The organism is Streptomyces sp. NPDC002032 (assembly GCF_042890765.1).
In the GTDB taxonomy this organism is placed as follows: Bacteria; Actinomycetota; Actinomycetes; order Streptomycetales; family Streptomycetaceae; genus Streptomyces.
This window is the reverse complement of sequence record NZ_JBIASM010000010.1, coordinates 148,090-162,525: the sequence shown is the minus strand read 5'-3', so window position 1 is coordinate 162,525 and position 14,436 is coordinate 148,090. Positions and strand designations below refer to the sequence as shown.

Here is a 14,436-nt window from a genome sequence, read left to right as displayed (position 1 = left end):
CCTCTTAGAACTGCTCCCTAGCCTCACCGGTCATGACGACCCGACAGTCCTCCGCCATGATCGGCGTACTCCTCGCCGCGACCCTCGCCGCGTCCGCCCTCGCGCCGACGGCCACCGCCGCCCCCGCCGCCCCGGCCCCCGCCGGCTCCGGCGGCGGGGGCGCGGGCCGGGGCCCGGCCCAGTACCTCTACTCCTCGATCGGGGACTTCGACACCGAGGTGAAGCCCCTGGCCGGCCGGCCCGACATCGCGGGCGTGCAGGTGGTCGTGCCGTGGAAGGCCCTCGAACAGCGGAAGGGCCAATACGACTTCTCCGCGATCGAGGAGGCCCTGAACTACCTCCGGCCGCGCGGCAAGAAGCTGTTCGTCCAGGTGCAGGACCGTTTCTTCAGCGCCCCCACCCGGCTTCCGGACTACCTGCTCACGGAGCCGGAGTACGCCGGCGGGGCCGCGGCGACCACGAACGAGAACGGACTCGGCGCCGGTGAGCCGGGAGCCGTCGCGGCCCAGTGGAACCCCCGGGTGCGCCAGCGCTTCCAGAGCCTGCTCAAGGCCCTCGCGGACCGCTTCGACGGACGCCTCGCGGGGGTGAACCTCCCCGAGACCGCCACTCAGGTGGACCCGGACAAGGACCACAGCGGCTACACCGACGAGTCCTACTTCCGGGCCGAACTCGACAACATGGCCTTCGGAGCCAAGGTCTTCAAGCGGACCCAGTTCATCCAGTACGTGAACTTCTGGCCCGGGGAGTGGAACAACGACCACGGCCGCATGGCGCAGACCTTCGCGTTCGCCCGGGCCCACGGCGTGGGCCTGGGCGGGCCCGACGTCCTGCCGAACCGGCAGGCGCAGATGGAGAACTCGTACCCCTTCTTCGAGCGCTACCGCGGCCGGCTCCCGATGGTGGCGATGGCGGTGCAGGAGCCCGACTTCGCATACACCAACCCCGCGACCGGCAAGCCCTACACCAAGGAGGAGTTCACCGACTTCGGCGGCCGGACCCTGGGCGCGGACGTGATGTTCTGGGCGACCAGCGCGCCCTGGCTCCACCAGCCCGCGTCCTGACGGTCCCCCGGGCGCGCCTGCCGGACAGGGACCGCTCGCACGCCGGCCGGCCCTGACCGTCCGGGTCCTCGCCGCGCTCCTGGTGACCGTCGACGCGACCGTGATCGGCCTTGCGACACCGTTCCCAGCGAGGACCTCGGGCCGTCCGCGGCCCGGCCCCTGGGGCTCGGGGGCCCTCTTCTGGTTCGCACGCCGCCGGCCGGCCCTGTACCTGGCCGGCCTCGGCTCGGGCCTCACCTTCACGGTGACCGCCGAGGTCGTCTTGCCCGAGACGGCCTACGAACTGGGTGCGGCCCTCGGTATCGCGGTACTGGGCTCCCTCGTCACCGGCATCCACCGCGGCTTCCCCGTCCCGGCGGACGTCCCCGCGCAGGTCGCCGCCGCCACGCACGACTCGCTCGGCGGAGCCGTCCGGGCCGCGACCGCGCTTCCCCGGGACCAGGCCGCCGCGCTGCCGGCCGCGGCACGGGACGCCTTCACCGACGGCTTCCGGACGGCGGCGGTTAGCCTGTGTTCCATGATCGGGAAGCGTCTCAGCATGCGGATATCCGGCTCTCCGCCGTCAAGCGGTCCGCAGCGCGCCCTCATCGTGGCGAGCTTCGTCAGCCGGGTGGGGAACGGGCTGTTCAACACCGCCTCGGTGCTCTACTTCACCCTCGTGGTGCACCTGCCCGCCGCACAGGTCGGCATCGGCCTCACCGTCGCCGGGCTGGTCGGGCTGGCGGCCGGGATACCGGCCGGGAACCTGGCGGACCGGTACGGGCCGCGCCCGGTCTGGCTGGCCTCCGTCACGGTGCAGGCCGCGGCGATGACCGCGTTCGTCTTCATCCACGACTGGGTCACCTTCACCCTCGTCGCCACCCTCGACCGGCTCGCCGCGACGGCGAGCGGCGCCGCGGGCGGTGCGCTGATCGCCCGGGCCGGCGGCCCGCGCCCTGCGGCGTTCAGGGCGCGGCTCCGTACGTTCGTCAACCTCGGCGTGGTGCTGGGCACGCTCGGCGCCGCCGTCGCCGTCTCGGTCGGCACGCGCGAGGCCTACACCGTGCTCATCCTCGCCAACGCCGCCAGCTTCGCGGGCGCCGCCCTGGTCGCCCTGCGCGGCGTCCCCGCCTACCGGCCGCTGCCCCGGCCGCCGGAACACCACCGCCGGGCCGTCCTCTCCGACCGGCCCTACCTGTCCTTCGTCGCGCTGTACGGGGCGATGGGCCTGCAATACCAGACCGTCTCCCTGCTGCTGCCGGTCTGGCTGTCCGCGCACACCGACGCGCCGCGCTGGACGGTGGCGGCGGTCTACGCGGTCAACAGCGGGGTGTGCGTACTGCTCCAGAGCCGGATCGGCTCCCGGGTGGAGACACCGCGTCAGGGCGGCCGGGCGTTGCGCGTCGCGGGGCTGCTGTTCCTGGTGAGCTGCCCCCTGATGGCCCTGACCGCGGACGTGCCGGTCTGGATGGCGCCGCTGCTCGCCGTGCTCGCCGTCGCCCTGCACAGCCTCGGCGAGGTGTGGGAGTCCTCGGGCGGCTTCGCGCTCGGTTTCGGTCTCGCCCCCGACCACGCGCAGGGCCAGTACCAGGGCCTGTTCGGACTCGGCTTCAACGCCGGACAGGCGCTGGCCCCGCTGGTCCTCACGACGGCCGTCCTCGGACTCGGGCACGCGGGCTGGCTGCTGCTCGGGGTGTTCTTCGCGGCCCTGGGCGCGGCGGGGCCGCCGGTGGCCGCCTGGGCGGAACGCACCCGCCGCCCGCCCCTGCCCACGCCCCCACCCCCACCCCGGCCCGACGGTTCCGCGCAACTCCCGCTCCCCGACTCCGCCTAGACCTTTTCCTGCGTGTCTTCACCGTCCAGCGGGCCGCCCACCAGCTCCACGTGCGCGCGGCCCGGCTTCGGGCGAGCATGCAAGTGCCGGGTGGCACCAGTGGAGTTGATGGCATCCCACGCCCCCATTCGGGCGTCACGGTCATGGCGGCCGGCGGCTGGAGCGGCAGCCGTCAGCCAATCCCGGTGGCTGTCGAGGCCAACGACAGAAACAGCGCGCCCAGCGCCCCCACACAGCCGTAAAGCCGCACTTCACGCTGTCCATCGTGGCGGCGGACATAATGTGTGGCGGCCGCGGCAAAGGCCAGACCGCCGGCAATGAACCACGGCCCCCACAGGTAGAGGTACCAGTGGGTCAGCCCGGCCAGATCCGGCGCGACAGCGCGCGCCCCGGCTTCAACCAGCACCCCGTGGACAACGAACAGACATCCGTGCCAGACCAGTAGCACCGCTGCACCACCGCCACAGAACACCATGAGTCGACCCGTCCACTTGCCGCGTCGGCGCGTCAGGCCGATACCGACCAAAGCCCCGAAAAGCTTCAGGAAACCGGTCACCCACAAGACGGCCAGGAACCACGCCACCCGGTCATCAGCGAGCTTTATCAGTTCCGGAGCGACCGTCGACTGCGCACCGAAGGTGCCACCCATCGCCCAGTGGAAGCTGGGTACCGCGAACAGAAACCCCCATGCCGCAACTGCGAACCCGGGCCACCTGCCCCGACGGAGGTCCAGCGCCCGGATCGAAGCCGGACGCACTGGATTGCCCGAAGAATGCTTGATCGTCACGACTCCACCGCTTCCGGAACTCGATGCCAGGACGTCGTCCGCGCGAACGACCGGGCTCCCCACGGGGGAGTCACCTTCGGACGCGCCGGCGGCTGACGGTCAGCGGGGCATCGCCCACACCGCGGTCGGATCGACGGCGTTGCCCATGGCCGTCTCCAAAGACGCGCCCTGAAACGGTTGAAAGAAGAAGAACAAGGTTTTGCGCTCATGAATGGCACTCACGACCGCCGTGTCGTGGACGCGAGAATGAGCAGCACGGCCGGCACCAGTCCCAGCAGGAATCCGGACGGTTCCAAGATCCATCCGGCTGGCACCACCCAGCCCGCCAGGGCCCATCCCACGTAGCGCGGGACCTCCTGGCCGGTGCGGGCCATCCGCGACAGCAGCAGACCCAAAAGGATCAGCGGCACCGCGAAACCGCCCGGCAGTGCCCAGAACAGGCGCAGCGTCTCGGCGCGGGAATCGGGGTCCGCGCCACGTAGCGCGCCCGACAGCCAGCCACCCCATTCCGACCGGCTCTTGACGGCGAAGAGCGCGGCGTGGAGGCCGCCGATGGATACCGCGCCGCGGCCCGCCCACAGGGTCAGGGCGCGGGCGCGTGCACTGCCGCCTGCGGCAGTAGTTTCGATACATCCAGTTCCGATACTCACAGTTTCGTATAGTGGAGCAATGCAGCCTCCGAAGCAACCCACCGGCCGCCCGCGCGAGACCCGCGTGGACGCCGCAATCCGCGACGCGGTACGCGAGTTGGTTCCGCGCGTGGGATACGCCGGCCTGACCATGGACGCCATCGCCGCCAAGGCAGGCATCGGCAAAGCGGCCATCTACCGCCGCCACACCTCGCGCGGCGAACTCGTCTTCTCCGTCCTCGTCCACGGGAGAAAATCGCAGCCCCTGCCCGACACCGGAACGCTCACCGGCGACCTCACCGCGCTCGCGAACCTGATCCTGGGGATCTTCTCCGACCCGGTGACCGCCGCAGCCACCCCGGGGCTGCTCGCGGACCTGCAACAGCAGCCGGACATCGCCACGCGGTTCCAGGAGACCTTCATCGCCGAAGAGCGCGCACAGATCACCGCATTGCTGGAACGTGCCCACCAGCGAGGCGAACTGACCACACCGGCGGACCCCGCAGTGGTACACGCCGCCATCCTCGGCACCGCGTACGCCTGGTTGTTCCTCCTCGCCCAGCCACCCACCCCCGCCCTCGCGTCGCGCATCGCCGCGATCACCGAAGCCGCCGCCCGGGGCGATTGACCGACGGCGTTCCCCAGTGCCCACGGCACCAGACGCCCACGACCTGGCGGTGACATCCGGACGCAGCCGCTCGAACCGCAGCGCGTGACGGAACATCCCCCCGCTCCGGCCGCCCGGCCCGTCCTCATGCGGGCCCTCTCGGCATGGGAGACCGGGCGTGGTCGGCGAACAAGACCTCCAGGCGGGCGCGGCGCTCGACGCAGGGAGGTCGAGCAAGTCCCAGCTGTCGAGCTGCAAGACGTCGAACGCCGAAGGCGACCTCGCCTGGGGCCGTCGCCCGCGATTCCACCATCGTCCGTGCCCACCAGCACGCCGCCGGGGCCTGGCAAAAGGGGCCCCGCACGGCGAGCCCGCCGACCATGCCCTGGGACGGTCCCGCGGCGGACCGACCACGAAAATCCACCTGGCCGCCGACAACCGCTGTCGGCCCCTGGCCTTCCCCGTCACACCCGGCCGGGCCGGTGACGCACCCGCGTTCCCGAAGCTCATGGCCCGCTTACGGGTTCCGCGGCCGGTTGGCCGACCCAGGGTGGCCCCCGACGTGGTCCTGGCCGACTAGGCGTACTCGTCGCGCGCGAGCCGTCCCCATCCGCGGCGCCGCGGGATCCGGGCGGTGATCCCACAGCCCGCCGACCAGGCCGCCGGCCTTCGATCGCTAGGACTTGTCCGGCCGATCATGTGACTACTCCGCGCTCGGGTCGTTGACGCGGACATGGGGCGGGGTGATCTGAGTGATGCCGAGTGGGAACGGCTACGGCCGTTCCTGCCGGTCAGCAACAGGCGTTGTGGCAGGTGGCGGGACCACCGGCAGGTGATCGACGGGATTCTCCATCGGGTGCCGACCGGAGTGCAATGGCGGGACCTGCCTGAACGGTTCGGCCCGTGGAAAACGGTCTATGAACGGCACCGGTTGTGGTCGGCCGACGGCACCTGGGAACGACTGCTCCAGCAGGTCCAAGCCGAGGCCGACGCGGCGGGTGAGATCGACTGGGAGGAGGTGGTGCAGGAGGCGAGGGCCTGGGCCGCTCGCGTGGCGGCTTCACCACAAAGCTCCACCTGAGTGCGGACGGCCGCTGCCGCCCACTGTCCCTGGTCGTCACGCCAGGTCAGCGGGTCGACTACACCCAGTTCAAACCGGTGCTGGAGAAGATCCGCGTCCCCCGCCTCGGGCTGGGCAAGCCCCGCAAGAAGCCGGACAGTCTCGCCGCGGACAAGGCATACAGCAACGGGCCCTGCCGCGACTACCTGCGACGACGCGGCATCCAGCACACCATCCCGGAGAAAACCGACAGCCAGGCCGCCCGCCTCCGCAAAGGGTCAGGCGGCGGACGGCCGCCGGGCTTCGATGAAGAGCGGTACAAGAAGCGCAACACCGTCGAGCGGGCCATCAACCGGCCCAAGCAGCACCGGGCCGTGGCTACCCGCTACGACAAACGCCGCTATGTCTACCTTGGCACCGCAACCGCAGCAGCCCTCACCATCTGGCTCCGCACATGCCCGCCGGCTGAGGTCGCTTCGGGGTTTCACGGGAGGGTGAAGCGCCAGTTGTTGCTGGCGTGGTGCTGGCCCGGGGGGAATTCGTGCATCGTCTCGGCGAGGAGGGCGAAGCCCACCGCACGGCAGACCGCGTTCGAGGCCTCGTTCGATACACGGGGAAAGGCGTGAACCGCCACGCGGCGGTGCGCCGAGGGGAGGGCCGCCAGGTGGGCAAGGAGGCCTCTGACGGAGGCCGTCGCCCATCCTTGGCGCTGGTACTCGGGGAGAACGCCCCAGCCCAATTCAAAGATCGGCTCTCCCTCGTGCTCCTTCGGCGTGAAGGAGACCGTACCCACGGTGTCCCCCGTCGGAGACTCCACGCGGAACACCCGGCCCTCGTGCGCTGCGTTCGCGCTCATGGCCGTCCAGCGGCGGTGGCGGGCGAGGAGGGCAGCGTCCGATTCGGGGCCTCCCAGGTAGGTCGTCATCTCCGAGGTATTGCGCCGCCGGAGCAGCCAAAGGTCGTCGTCCGTCCAAGGGCAGAGACGCACCAGTTTCGTCGTGTCCATGAGGTGAGGAAACAGCCTGGGGCCAGCGACCCGCACCCATTTATTCGACATCAGGCGGCAAGGGCTGGTACGCGTCGGACGGAACGAACTCTGGAGTCGGCATCACTCGTCCTCTCAGATCACCCGCCCGAGCTCGACCTAACGAGCGGGCGCGCGGTCATCACATGATCGACCGGACAAGTCCAGGCCTACAAACAGCGGAACAGCGTCGAGCGCTGCATCAACACGCTCAAGCAAGGGCGCGACCTGGCCACCCGCTACGACAAGACCGCCACCATGCACCTCGCCGGACTCCACCTCGCAGCCATCTTCATCTGGTGGCGGGACGCGCACCGCAGATCCGGAAGCGCGAACGGGGTGTAATCCTATAAATCACCCAACCGATATCCATAGGGCTAAATCAGACATCATGCCGTTGGTTTCGGTCGCGCGCAGCCAAGGCCCTTGCGTGATCCACCCATGGCGCGGGAATCTCGATGTGCAACCGCGAATCATTGGACGGTCCATCGCGGTGCGGGTTCTGCACGCCTGTCGGGCACGGAAGACCCAGGACTCGTATTCCGTGAAGGAGAGATCGCGCCGATGAATCCGAAGAGGTTCCTTCGATCGGCCGCCGTTGTTTTCGCGGCGGCGGCTTCGCTGACGATGACCATCCCCGGTAACGCCTACGCCATCGACCATGTCGAGTGCCGCGGAGGCGAGAACTACCTGAAGATCTGGTCCCACAGCGGGGGCCGCCAGAGCGTGGACTGCTACGCGAACAGGGGACGGACCGATTTCGGAGGCTGGTGGGTCGACAAGATCTCCACCGGCAACAACGACCTTATCTACTACGACGCCAACGGCGACTCCGTCCGGATCGACCGCTGGACCGAGATCTCGTTCCCCAATCGCCCGCCCCAGGTCAACTCCATCGAAATCCTCTGACGCCCCCCTTTAACGTGCACGCCTTTACGCCATCGCGGTCGCACATTTCCTCCCCTCGGTAAAGACGGGAAAGCTACGCGTGAGCATTGCGGAGGCCCGGTTCGCCTTGTGCGGACCGGGCCTCCGGGCATTCGGGGTGCGGACAGAGCAGGACACCCCGACATGGCGCTCTGGCCGCGGCCGCGGGTGGGTTACAGGTCCGGGTGGCGGTGGGTCGGGCGGCCGTCGAGGACGGTGAGCAGCACGGGGAGGTCGGCGAGCTCGGTGGCGGGGGTGGTGAGCGGGTTGTCCGCGAGGACGGTGAGGTCGGCGCGGTGGCCGATGGTGAGGCGGCCTGCCAGGTGTTCCTCCGCGGCCGCGTGCGCCGCGTTCTGCGTCATCGCGCGCAGGGCCTCCAGCGGGGTCAGTGCCTGTTCGGGGGCGTGCGGCGGCTGGGTGAGATCGCGCCCGGGACGGCGGTGGCGAGCTCCCGCCATGACGCCCAGCGGCGGGTAGGGGGCGATGGGCCAGTCCGAACCGAGCACCACGGTGGCGCCCGAGTCCCACAGGTCGCGGCAGCGCCAGGCGCGGGCGGCGCGCTCCTCGCCAAGGCGGCGCGACCAGTTGTCGGTGTGGTCGGCGCGGGTGAAGTCGCAGCAGTGGGTGGGCTGCATGGAGGCGAGGACGCCGAGCTCGGCGAAGCGGTGCAGGGTGTCGTCGGGGACGGTTTCGATGTGCTCGATCCGATGCCGGACCCGGCCGGCCCCGTGCGCTGCCTGCGCCTTCCCGACGGAGTCGAGTGCGTGCCGTACGGCCGCGTCCCCGATGGCGTGGGTGGCCGTGGGTACACCGGCCCGGTGGAGTGCCGATGACGTCGGTGTAGGCGGCCGGGAACAGCTTGACGCCCGTGACGCGCCACAGCCGGCCGCCCGCGCCCTGCTGGTCGATGAGCGCGCGCACCCCGTCCGCGTCGGTGCCCGGCTGGCACCAGGGGGCGACCCGCAGGCGCAGCGGCAGCTCGCCCGCCGCGTCGAGCTCGGCGAGGAGGTCGAGGCTGGGCCCGTTGGCGTCCATGACGTGTCCGCCGGTCAGTCCTGCCGCGGCCATCGAGCGCAGCGTCGCGGCGAGCCGTTCGCGGTGCTCCTCGTGCCTGGGCCGGGGGGCGACCCGCTCTACGAGCTCGCAGGCCGCGTCCTCCTGGAGGAGCCCGGTCGGGCGGCCGTGCTCGTCGCAGACGACCTCCGCGGACGCCTGGCCGAACCTGCGCGGGCCGTCCACCCCGGCCAGTTCCAGGGCGCGCCGGCTGGCGAGCGCCGAGTGCGCGTCGAAGAGGAGGAGGAAGGCGGGGACGCCGTCGAGCACGGAGTCGAACGGCGCTGTCCCGACGGGCCGGTCACCGAAGACGTTCGGATCGAGCCCCCACCCGGTCAGCCACTGCCCGGGCGCCAGCCCCCGTACCGCGCGCGCCAGCGCCGTACGCACCTCGACCAGGTCCCGGCAGCCCGACAGGTCGAGTCCGTGGGTGAGTTCGGCCCCCGAGACGGGGTGGAGGTGACCGTCCACGAGTCCGGGTGTGACCACGGCCCCTTTTCGACGGGGCGTCGACATATCGATCGGGTTGTCGAGCCGGCGGGTCAGGAGAGTTCGTGCCGGGTGCCGTTGGCGACGGCGTGGAGCTTGTCGGGGTTGGCCACGTTGTGGATGGTCGAGATGCGGCCCTCCGCGTCGAAGTCGAAGGTCAGCGTCGCGATCACGCGGTCCGGGGCGCGGAAGACCAGCCCCGGGCCGCCGTTGATCCAGGTCAGCTCCGCGCGCATCTGACCGGGCTCGACGCCCTGGTAGGTCACGGTGCCGAGCGCGGCGAACCAGCCCGCCACGGTTTTGAGGCCGACGACCGGCTTGAGGGCCTGGCGCACCTTGCCGCCCCCGTCGGTCCACAGTGTCACGTCCGGGGAGAGCACCTCCATGAGGGTGTTGAGGTCACCGCCCGTCGTCGCCGCGAAGAAGCGCTCGGTGACGTGCCGTTGGCGCGCCCGGTCCGTGGTGAAGCGGGGACGGCGGGCTTGGACGTGCTCGCGGGCGCGGTGTGCGGCCTGCCGCACCGCCGCCTCCGAGCGTTCCACCGCCCGGGCGATCTCCACGTAGCTGAACGCGAAGACTTCCTTCAGTACGAAGACCGCGCGCTCCAGCGGGCTCAGCGTCTCCAGCACCACCAGCAGGGCCGTCGAGACCGAGTCCGCCGCGGCGACGCCGTCTGCGGTGTCCGGGCCGGTGAGGATCGGCTCGGGCAGCCAGGGACCCACGTAGGTCTCGCGCTGGTGGCGGGTAGAACGCAGCCGCTCCATGGCCAGGTTGGAGACGATCCGGGTCAGATAGGCCTTGGGGTCGGCGACCTGGGAACGGTCGGCCGCCGACCACTTCAGCCACGCGTCCTGGACCACGTCCTCGGCGTCGGCGGCCGTGCCGAGGATGCGGTAGCCGACGGAGAAGAGCAGGGTGCGGTACTGCTGGAAGGCGAGCTGGTCGGGGCCGTCCTGCTGCGGCTGGGTCACTTCGCGCTCCTGATCCGGGTGTGGCGGCCGCCGTGCGGCCAGAGGGCGCCCGAGGCGGGCATTTTCTTCATGCGGGCGAAGGTCGGCCACGGCGCTGCGGTGACCGTCTCCTTGTACTGCGCGGCCCGCTTGCCGGTCAGCACGATCCGGCGCGGGCTGTCGTCGGGACGGGTGAACTGCACGACGGCGTCGTTCCTGCCCAGGCTGACGGGCGTGTGGTAGTAGCCGAAGCGGAAGGGCTTGGGCTCCTTGCCGGCCAGCACCCGCAGGATCGACAGGGCCGCGTGCATGCCGGTGGGCATGCCGCCCTGGCAGGTCCCGTGCATCACGCCGTAGCCCTGACGGATCGCCGCCGCGTCGCCCACGGCGTACACGTCCGGGTGGGAGACCGAGCGCAGTGCGCTGTCGGTCACCACCCGGCCGCGCTCGTCCACCGTCAGGCCCGCGGCCGCGGCCAGCGGTGAGACGCGCGTGCCGCTGGTCCACAGCACGGCGGCCGCCGTGATGCGGGAGCCGTCCGCGAGCTCGACGCGGTCCGGCAGCACCTTCACCACCTCGACGCCACTGCGCACCCGTACGCCGAGCCGGGCGAGCGCCGTGTCCAGGTACGCCTTGGCCTTCGGGTGCATGCTCGCGCCCGGCTCCTCCCGGCCCAGCAGTACCACCCGGAGCTCCGGGTGCCGCTCGGCGATCTCCGCGGCGGCCTCGATGCCGGTGAGGCCGCTGCCGCCGACCACGACCGTCCCTCCGTTCCCCCCGTTCCCCCCGTCGAGCCGGGTCAGCCGGTCGGCGAGGAGAGCGGCGTCCTCGGGGCTGTTGAGGGTGTGGGCGTGCTCGTCCGCGCCGGGGACGGGGGCGGTGTCCGCGATGCTGCCCAGGCCGTAGACCAGGGTGTCGTAGCGCAGGAGCCGGTCGTCGTCGATCCGGACGGTCTTGGCCGCCGTGTCCACGGCGGTGACCCAGCCGCGGACGAACTCGGCGCCGGTGCCCTCCAGCAGCTCCGGGATGTTCAGCTCGGCCGTCTCCTGGCCGGTGGCGGTCATGTGCAGCCGGAGCCGCTCGGTGAAGGTGTCGTAGGGGTTGACCAGCGTCACTCGCAGGTTGCCGCGCTTCCTGGTGCGGGCCGCGAGCTGTATCGCGGCGCCGAGCCCGGCGTAGCCGGCGCCCATGACCAGGACCTCGTGCCGCGTTGTCGTCGTGTTCATCGCTCAGCTGCCTCTTTCGTGTGGACCGTTCCCGCCTTGCGGACGACCACCAGACGCAAGCTGCCCTTCCGTTCGTGACATGGGGGCGATGTGACCCGCGTCACCTTATGGAGGGAGGGTCGGCACGACGCGGCAACAGCCCCCGGAGCCGGCGACGCAGCATTCAACCATGATCGACATGCCCTGCGCGGAAGCTGGCGGGCCGACAGCAGCCGCGCGTCGGCCAGGGGCGTCGCCGGGCATGCCGGTGGCCCATCGGGGCACACGGCCAGGCATGGCACCGAAGACTGCACACCTGATGTCCCTGCGGGCCGTACGGCAGTTGCGCCGGGTCCGGACCGTATACGCCACGGGGGTCCTGCTGTGGGCGGCTGCCTCAGCCTGGACGGGAACAACTCACCCCTGGAGCCGGCAGATGTGGGCCTGTGTGCTCCTCCTGGCGGTTTTCACCGGCCTGCTCGGCACGGCCTCGCTGTGGCTGCGGCGCCTTCGAGCCGCCCTGGGACACGAACCGGTCCGTCACACCGCACCGCGGCGTGCAATCACCCCGCGCCATGTGAACGCCTGAATCACACCCGAGCAGCCCCCCTCAGCACCTCTGGCACAAGCTTCGTGAAAGGAGCCGGGCTGTCTGCGACTGGGGTGACACCATGCAGTGTCATGGCAGACGACAACACCACTGCGTTTCAGGCGGGCCAGACGGCTCTCATCGTCCGGATACCGGAGGCGGAGCCCGCCGTCCGCGGGTGGCGCGACCGGCTCGACCCCTCAGCCCAGGCCGGGGTTCCAGCCCACGTCACCGTGCTCTTCCCGTTCCTTGATGAGAGCCGAATAGATGCGCTCGTCTACTCCGCTCTCGCGGACGTGCTGGGCGGCCACCAGGCCTTCGACCTGCGGTTCGAGAGGTGTGGACGGCTCCCGGAAGTGCTGTATCTCGCCCCTGAGCCCGACACGCAGTTGCGGCAGCTCACGGAGGCGATCGCTGATCGTTGGCCTGAGGCTCCTCCGTATGGCGGTCGGTTTGCCGAGGTCGTGCCACACCTGACCATCGCGCAAGGTCAGGAATACGCCGTCATGGAGGAGATCGAGGCCGACCTCGCCGTCGAGCTCCCGTTCACGTCTCATGTCGCGGCGGTTGAACTGATGGTGCACGACGGCGTGAGGTGGCAGGAACGAGCGTCGTTCGCACTTGGTGAATGAAGCAGGTCAGAGGCTTGGCCGGCTGCGACGTGTCAGGCGCGTGCGCGGGTGCTGGCGCGGGTGCTGGCGCGGGTGGCGGAACACGCCGCCGCGATCGGCCGCCCGGTCCGCGCAGTTGGAGGCCCAGGCCGCCGCCCCTGAGCCCGCCGTCGCCGACTGTCGCGCCGGGCGCCTCGCTGCGGCTCCGGCTTCGCCGCCCGCCGAGGGGTGTTCAGCGGGGCGTGGCGAGCCAGGCGCGGTAGGGGGTGGGGGCCAGGCGGGCGTGGGGGCCGCCGGTCAGGACCTTGCCGTCGACGGCCGCGAACATGCCCGCCCGCTCGTCGGTGACGACCGTACGGGGGTCCTTCCGGGCGGCCAGGGTGAGGCGGCCGAGCTCGTCGAGGGCGAGGACCTCGGGGCCCGCGACGTCGACGGTGCCGTTCAGGGGCGCGCTGGTGGCGACCTCCGCGAGCGCGGCGACGACATCGGCCGCGGCCATCGGCTGGAGGGGGGTGGAGGGCAGCCGGACCGTGCGGTCGTCGGCGGCCCAGGACAGCACCGCGTCCATGAACTCGAAGAACTGGGTGGCGCGGACGATCGAGTACGGGGTGGGCCCCTGCTTGAGGAGGTCCTCCTGGAGGGTCTTCGCGCGGTAGTAGTCCAGCTGCGGAACCTGGTCGACGCCGACGATCGAGAGGATGACCTGGTGGCGTACGCCCGCGCGCTCCCCCGCCGCCAGCAGGTTGCCCATGGTGGTGCGGAAGAAGTCCGGGGAGGCCGCGTCGAAGGTGGGTGAATTGGTCACGTTGACGACCGTGTCCGCGCCGGCGAGAGCCTGGTCCAGTTCGGTGCCGGTGAGCAGGTCGACCCCGCTCGACAGGGATGCGGCGACGACCTCGTGGCCGGCGGCGCGGAGCGTGTGGACGAGCTGGGAACCGATGAGACCGGTGCCGCCGATGACCGTGATCTTCATGACCGTGCCCTTCTGTACGTGAGGCCGGGCGGCCCGGTGCCGTCCCAAACTCAGACACTTCTTGTCTGAGATAGTACTCGGATAGAATGTATCCGAGTCAAATGGAGGGGTGCATGAAACTGTCCGGGGGCGTGGAGTGGGCCCTGCACTGCTGCGTGGCGCTGACCGCGGCGAGCCGGCCGGTGCCGGCCGCCCGGCTGGCGCTGCTGCACGACGTCTCGCCGAGCTACCTGGCCAAGCAGATGCAGGCCCTGTCGCGGGCCGGCCTCGTGACCTCCGTACAGGGCAAAACGGGCGGATACGCCCTGACCAGACCCGCCCACGAGATCACCGTCCTGGACGTGGTGCAGGCCGTCGACGGAGCGGACCCGGCGTTCGTGTGCACCGAGATCCGACAGCGCGGCCCGCTCGGGGCCGCGCCCGAGGACTGCACGAAGCGGTGCGGGATCGCCCGGGTGATGGGCGCCGCCGAGGCCGCCTGGCGGGCGTCCCTGCGCGGGGTCACCATCGCCGATCTGGTCGGCTCGGTGGAACGGGACAACGGCCCCGCGGCGCTGCCGGCCGTCGGCGCCTGGCTCGCCCCGCCGTCCGGTCCGGCCGCCCGGACGGACTGACCTCGGGCGGCGCCCCGTAGAGTGCCCGCGAGTGTCTGAGC

At 71.0% G+C, this 14,436-nt stretch carries 13 protein-coding genes and 4 pseudogenes; 9 read left to right on the top strand and 8 right to left on the bottom strand.

The window, feature by feature from the left end; genetic code table 11:
- The first annotated feature begins 32 nt into the window (after window positions 1-32).
- Entirely contained in the window at window positions 33-1,064 is a 1,032-nt protein-coding gene (locus ACFYYT_RS23415; RefSeq protein WP_351820442.1) for a hypothetical protein, read from the top strand.
- Window positions 1,065-1,164: 100 nt separating this feature from the next.
- On the top strand, window positions 1,165-2,877 hold the full coding sequence (locus ACFYYT_RS23410) for an MFS transporter (RefSeq protein ID WP_351820445.1): 1,713 nt from the start codon (window positions 1,165-1,167) through the stop codon (window positions 2,875-2,877).
- 172 nt (window positions 2,878-3,049) lie between these two features.
- Here ACFYYT_RS23410 and ACFYYT_RS23405 read toward each other — a convergent pair whose 3' ends face one another.
- The 3 genes from ACFYYT_RS23405 to ACFYYT_RS23395 form a co-directional block, all read right to left on the bottom strand.
- Window positions 3,050-3,664, bottom strand: coding sequence for a DUF3995 domain-containing protein (locus ACFYYT_RS23405; RefSeq protein ID WP_351820447.1), 615 nt, complete (start codon window positions 3,662-3,664; stop codon window positions 3,050-3,052).
- Window positions 3,665-3,763: 99 nt separating this feature from the next.
- Entirely contained in the window at window positions 3,764-3,886 is a 123-nt protein-coding gene (locus ACFYYT_RS23400; RefSeq protein ID WP_351820450.1) for a hypothetical protein, read from the bottom strand.
- Entirely contained in the window at window positions 3,883-4,314 is a 432-nt protein-coding gene (locus ACFYYT_RS23395) for a DUF6463 family protein (RefSeq protein WP_351820453.1), read from the bottom strand. Before ACFYYT_RS23395 ends, ACFYYT_RS23400 begins: the two co-directional genes overlap by 4 nt.
- 19 nt (window positions 4,315-4,333) lie before the next feature.
- Between ACFYYT_RS23395 and ACFYYT_RS23390 the strand changes: the two genes are divergently transcribed.
- From ACFYYT_RS23390 to ACFYYT_RS23380, 3 genes and pseudogenes are all read left to right on the top strand, one after another.
- Complete coding sequence (locus tag ACFYYT_RS23390) at window positions 4,334-4,921, top strand: TetR-like C-terminal domain-containing protein (protein ID WP_351820456.1); 588 nt, start codon at window positions 4,334-4,336, stop codon at window positions 4,919-4,921.
- Between the two features lie 269 nt (window positions 4,922-5,190).
- Window positions 5,191-5,558 (top strand): annotated as a pseudogene (locus tag ACFYYT_RS23385) (transposase); the annotation flags it as partial.
- Window positions 5,559-5,633: 75 nt separating this feature from the next.
- Window positions 5,634-6,349 (top strand): annotated as a pseudogene (locus ACFYYT_RS23380) (IS5 family transposase); the annotation flags it as partial.
- Between the two features lie 95 nt (window positions 6,350-6,444).
- On the opposite strand, the gene ACFYYT_RS23375 reads toward ACFYYT_RS23380, so the two are convergent.
- On the bottom strand, window positions 6,445-6,885 hold the full coding sequence (locus ACFYYT_RS23375) for a GNAT family N-acetyltransferase (RefSeq protein WP_388609209.1): 441 nt from the start codon (window positions 6,883-6,885) through the stop codon (window positions 6,445-6,447).
- A 270-nt stretch (window positions 6,886-7,155) separates the two neighbouring features.
- Here ACFYYT_RS23375 and ACFYYT_RS23370 point away from each other — a divergent pair.
- Together ACFYYT_RS23370 and ACFYYT_RS23365 are read left to right on the top strand one after the other, a co-directional pair.
- A pseudogene (locus tag ACFYYT_RS23370) lies at window positions 7,156-7,329 on the top strand (IS5/IS1182 family transposase); the annotation flags it as partial.
- 219 nt (window positions 7,330-7,548) lie between these two features.
- Window positions 7,549-7,893: a beta/gamma crystallin domain-containing protein gene (locus ACFYYT_RS23365; RefSeq protein WP_351820462.1), complete on the top strand. Its 345-nt coding sequence runs from the start codon at window positions 7,549-7,551 to the stop codon at window positions 7,891-7,893.
- A 191-nt stretch (window positions 7,894-8,084) separates the two neighbouring features.
- On the opposite strand, the pseudogene ACFYYT_RS23360 reads toward ACFYYT_RS23365, so the two are convergent.
- From ACFYYT_RS23360 to ACFYYT_RS23350, 3 genes and pseudogenes are all read right to left on the bottom strand, one after another.
- Window positions 8,085-9,462: pseudogene (locus tag ACFYYT_RS23360) on the bottom strand (amidohydrolase); the annotation flags it as partial.
- A 44-nt stretch (window positions 9,463-9,506) separates the two neighbouring features.
- Entirely contained in the window at window positions 9,507-10,424 is a 918-nt protein-coding gene (locus tag ACFYYT_RS23355; protein WP_351820464.1) for an RNA polymerase sigma-70 factor, read from the bottom strand.
- Window positions 10,421-11,629 carry an FAD-dependent oxidoreductase gene (locus ACFYYT_RS23350; protein ID WP_351820467.1) on the bottom strand — a complete coding sequence of 403 codons (1,209 nt, stop codon included), beginning with the start codon at window positions 11,627-11,629 and terminating at the stop codon, window positions 10,421-10,423. The genes ACFYYT_RS23355 and ACFYYT_RS23350 overlap by 4 nt, the downstream gene beginning before the upstream one ends.
- A gap of 660 nt (window positions 11,630-12,289) precedes the next feature.
- On the opposite strand from ACFYYT_RS23350, the gene ACFYYT_RS23345 reads away from it, so the two are divergent.
- Window positions 12,290-12,829: a 2'-5' RNA ligase family protein gene (locus ACFYYT_RS23345; RefSeq protein ID WP_351820469.1), complete on the top strand. Its 540-nt coding sequence runs from the start codon at window positions 12,290-12,292 to the stop codon at window positions 12,827-12,829.
- A 211-nt stretch (window positions 12,830-13,040) separates the two neighbouring features.
- On the opposite strand, the gene ACFYYT_RS23340 is transcribed toward ACFYYT_RS23345, so the two are convergent.
- Window positions 13,041-13,781, bottom strand: coding sequence for an NAD(P)H-binding protein (locus tag ACFYYT_RS23340; protein WP_351820471.1), 741 nt, complete (start codon window positions 13,779-13,781; stop codon window positions 13,041-13,043).
- Between the two features lie 113 nt (window positions 13,782-13,894).
- Between ACFYYT_RS23340 and ACFYYT_RS23335 the strand changes: the two genes are divergently transcribed.
- Window positions 13,895-14,395, top strand: coding sequence for an Rrf2 family transcriptional regulator (locus tag ACFYYT_RS23335; RefSeq protein ID WP_351820474.1), 501 nt, complete (start codon window positions 13,895-13,897; stop codon window positions 14,393-14,395).
- Window positions 14,396-14,436: the final 41 nt, after the last annotated feature.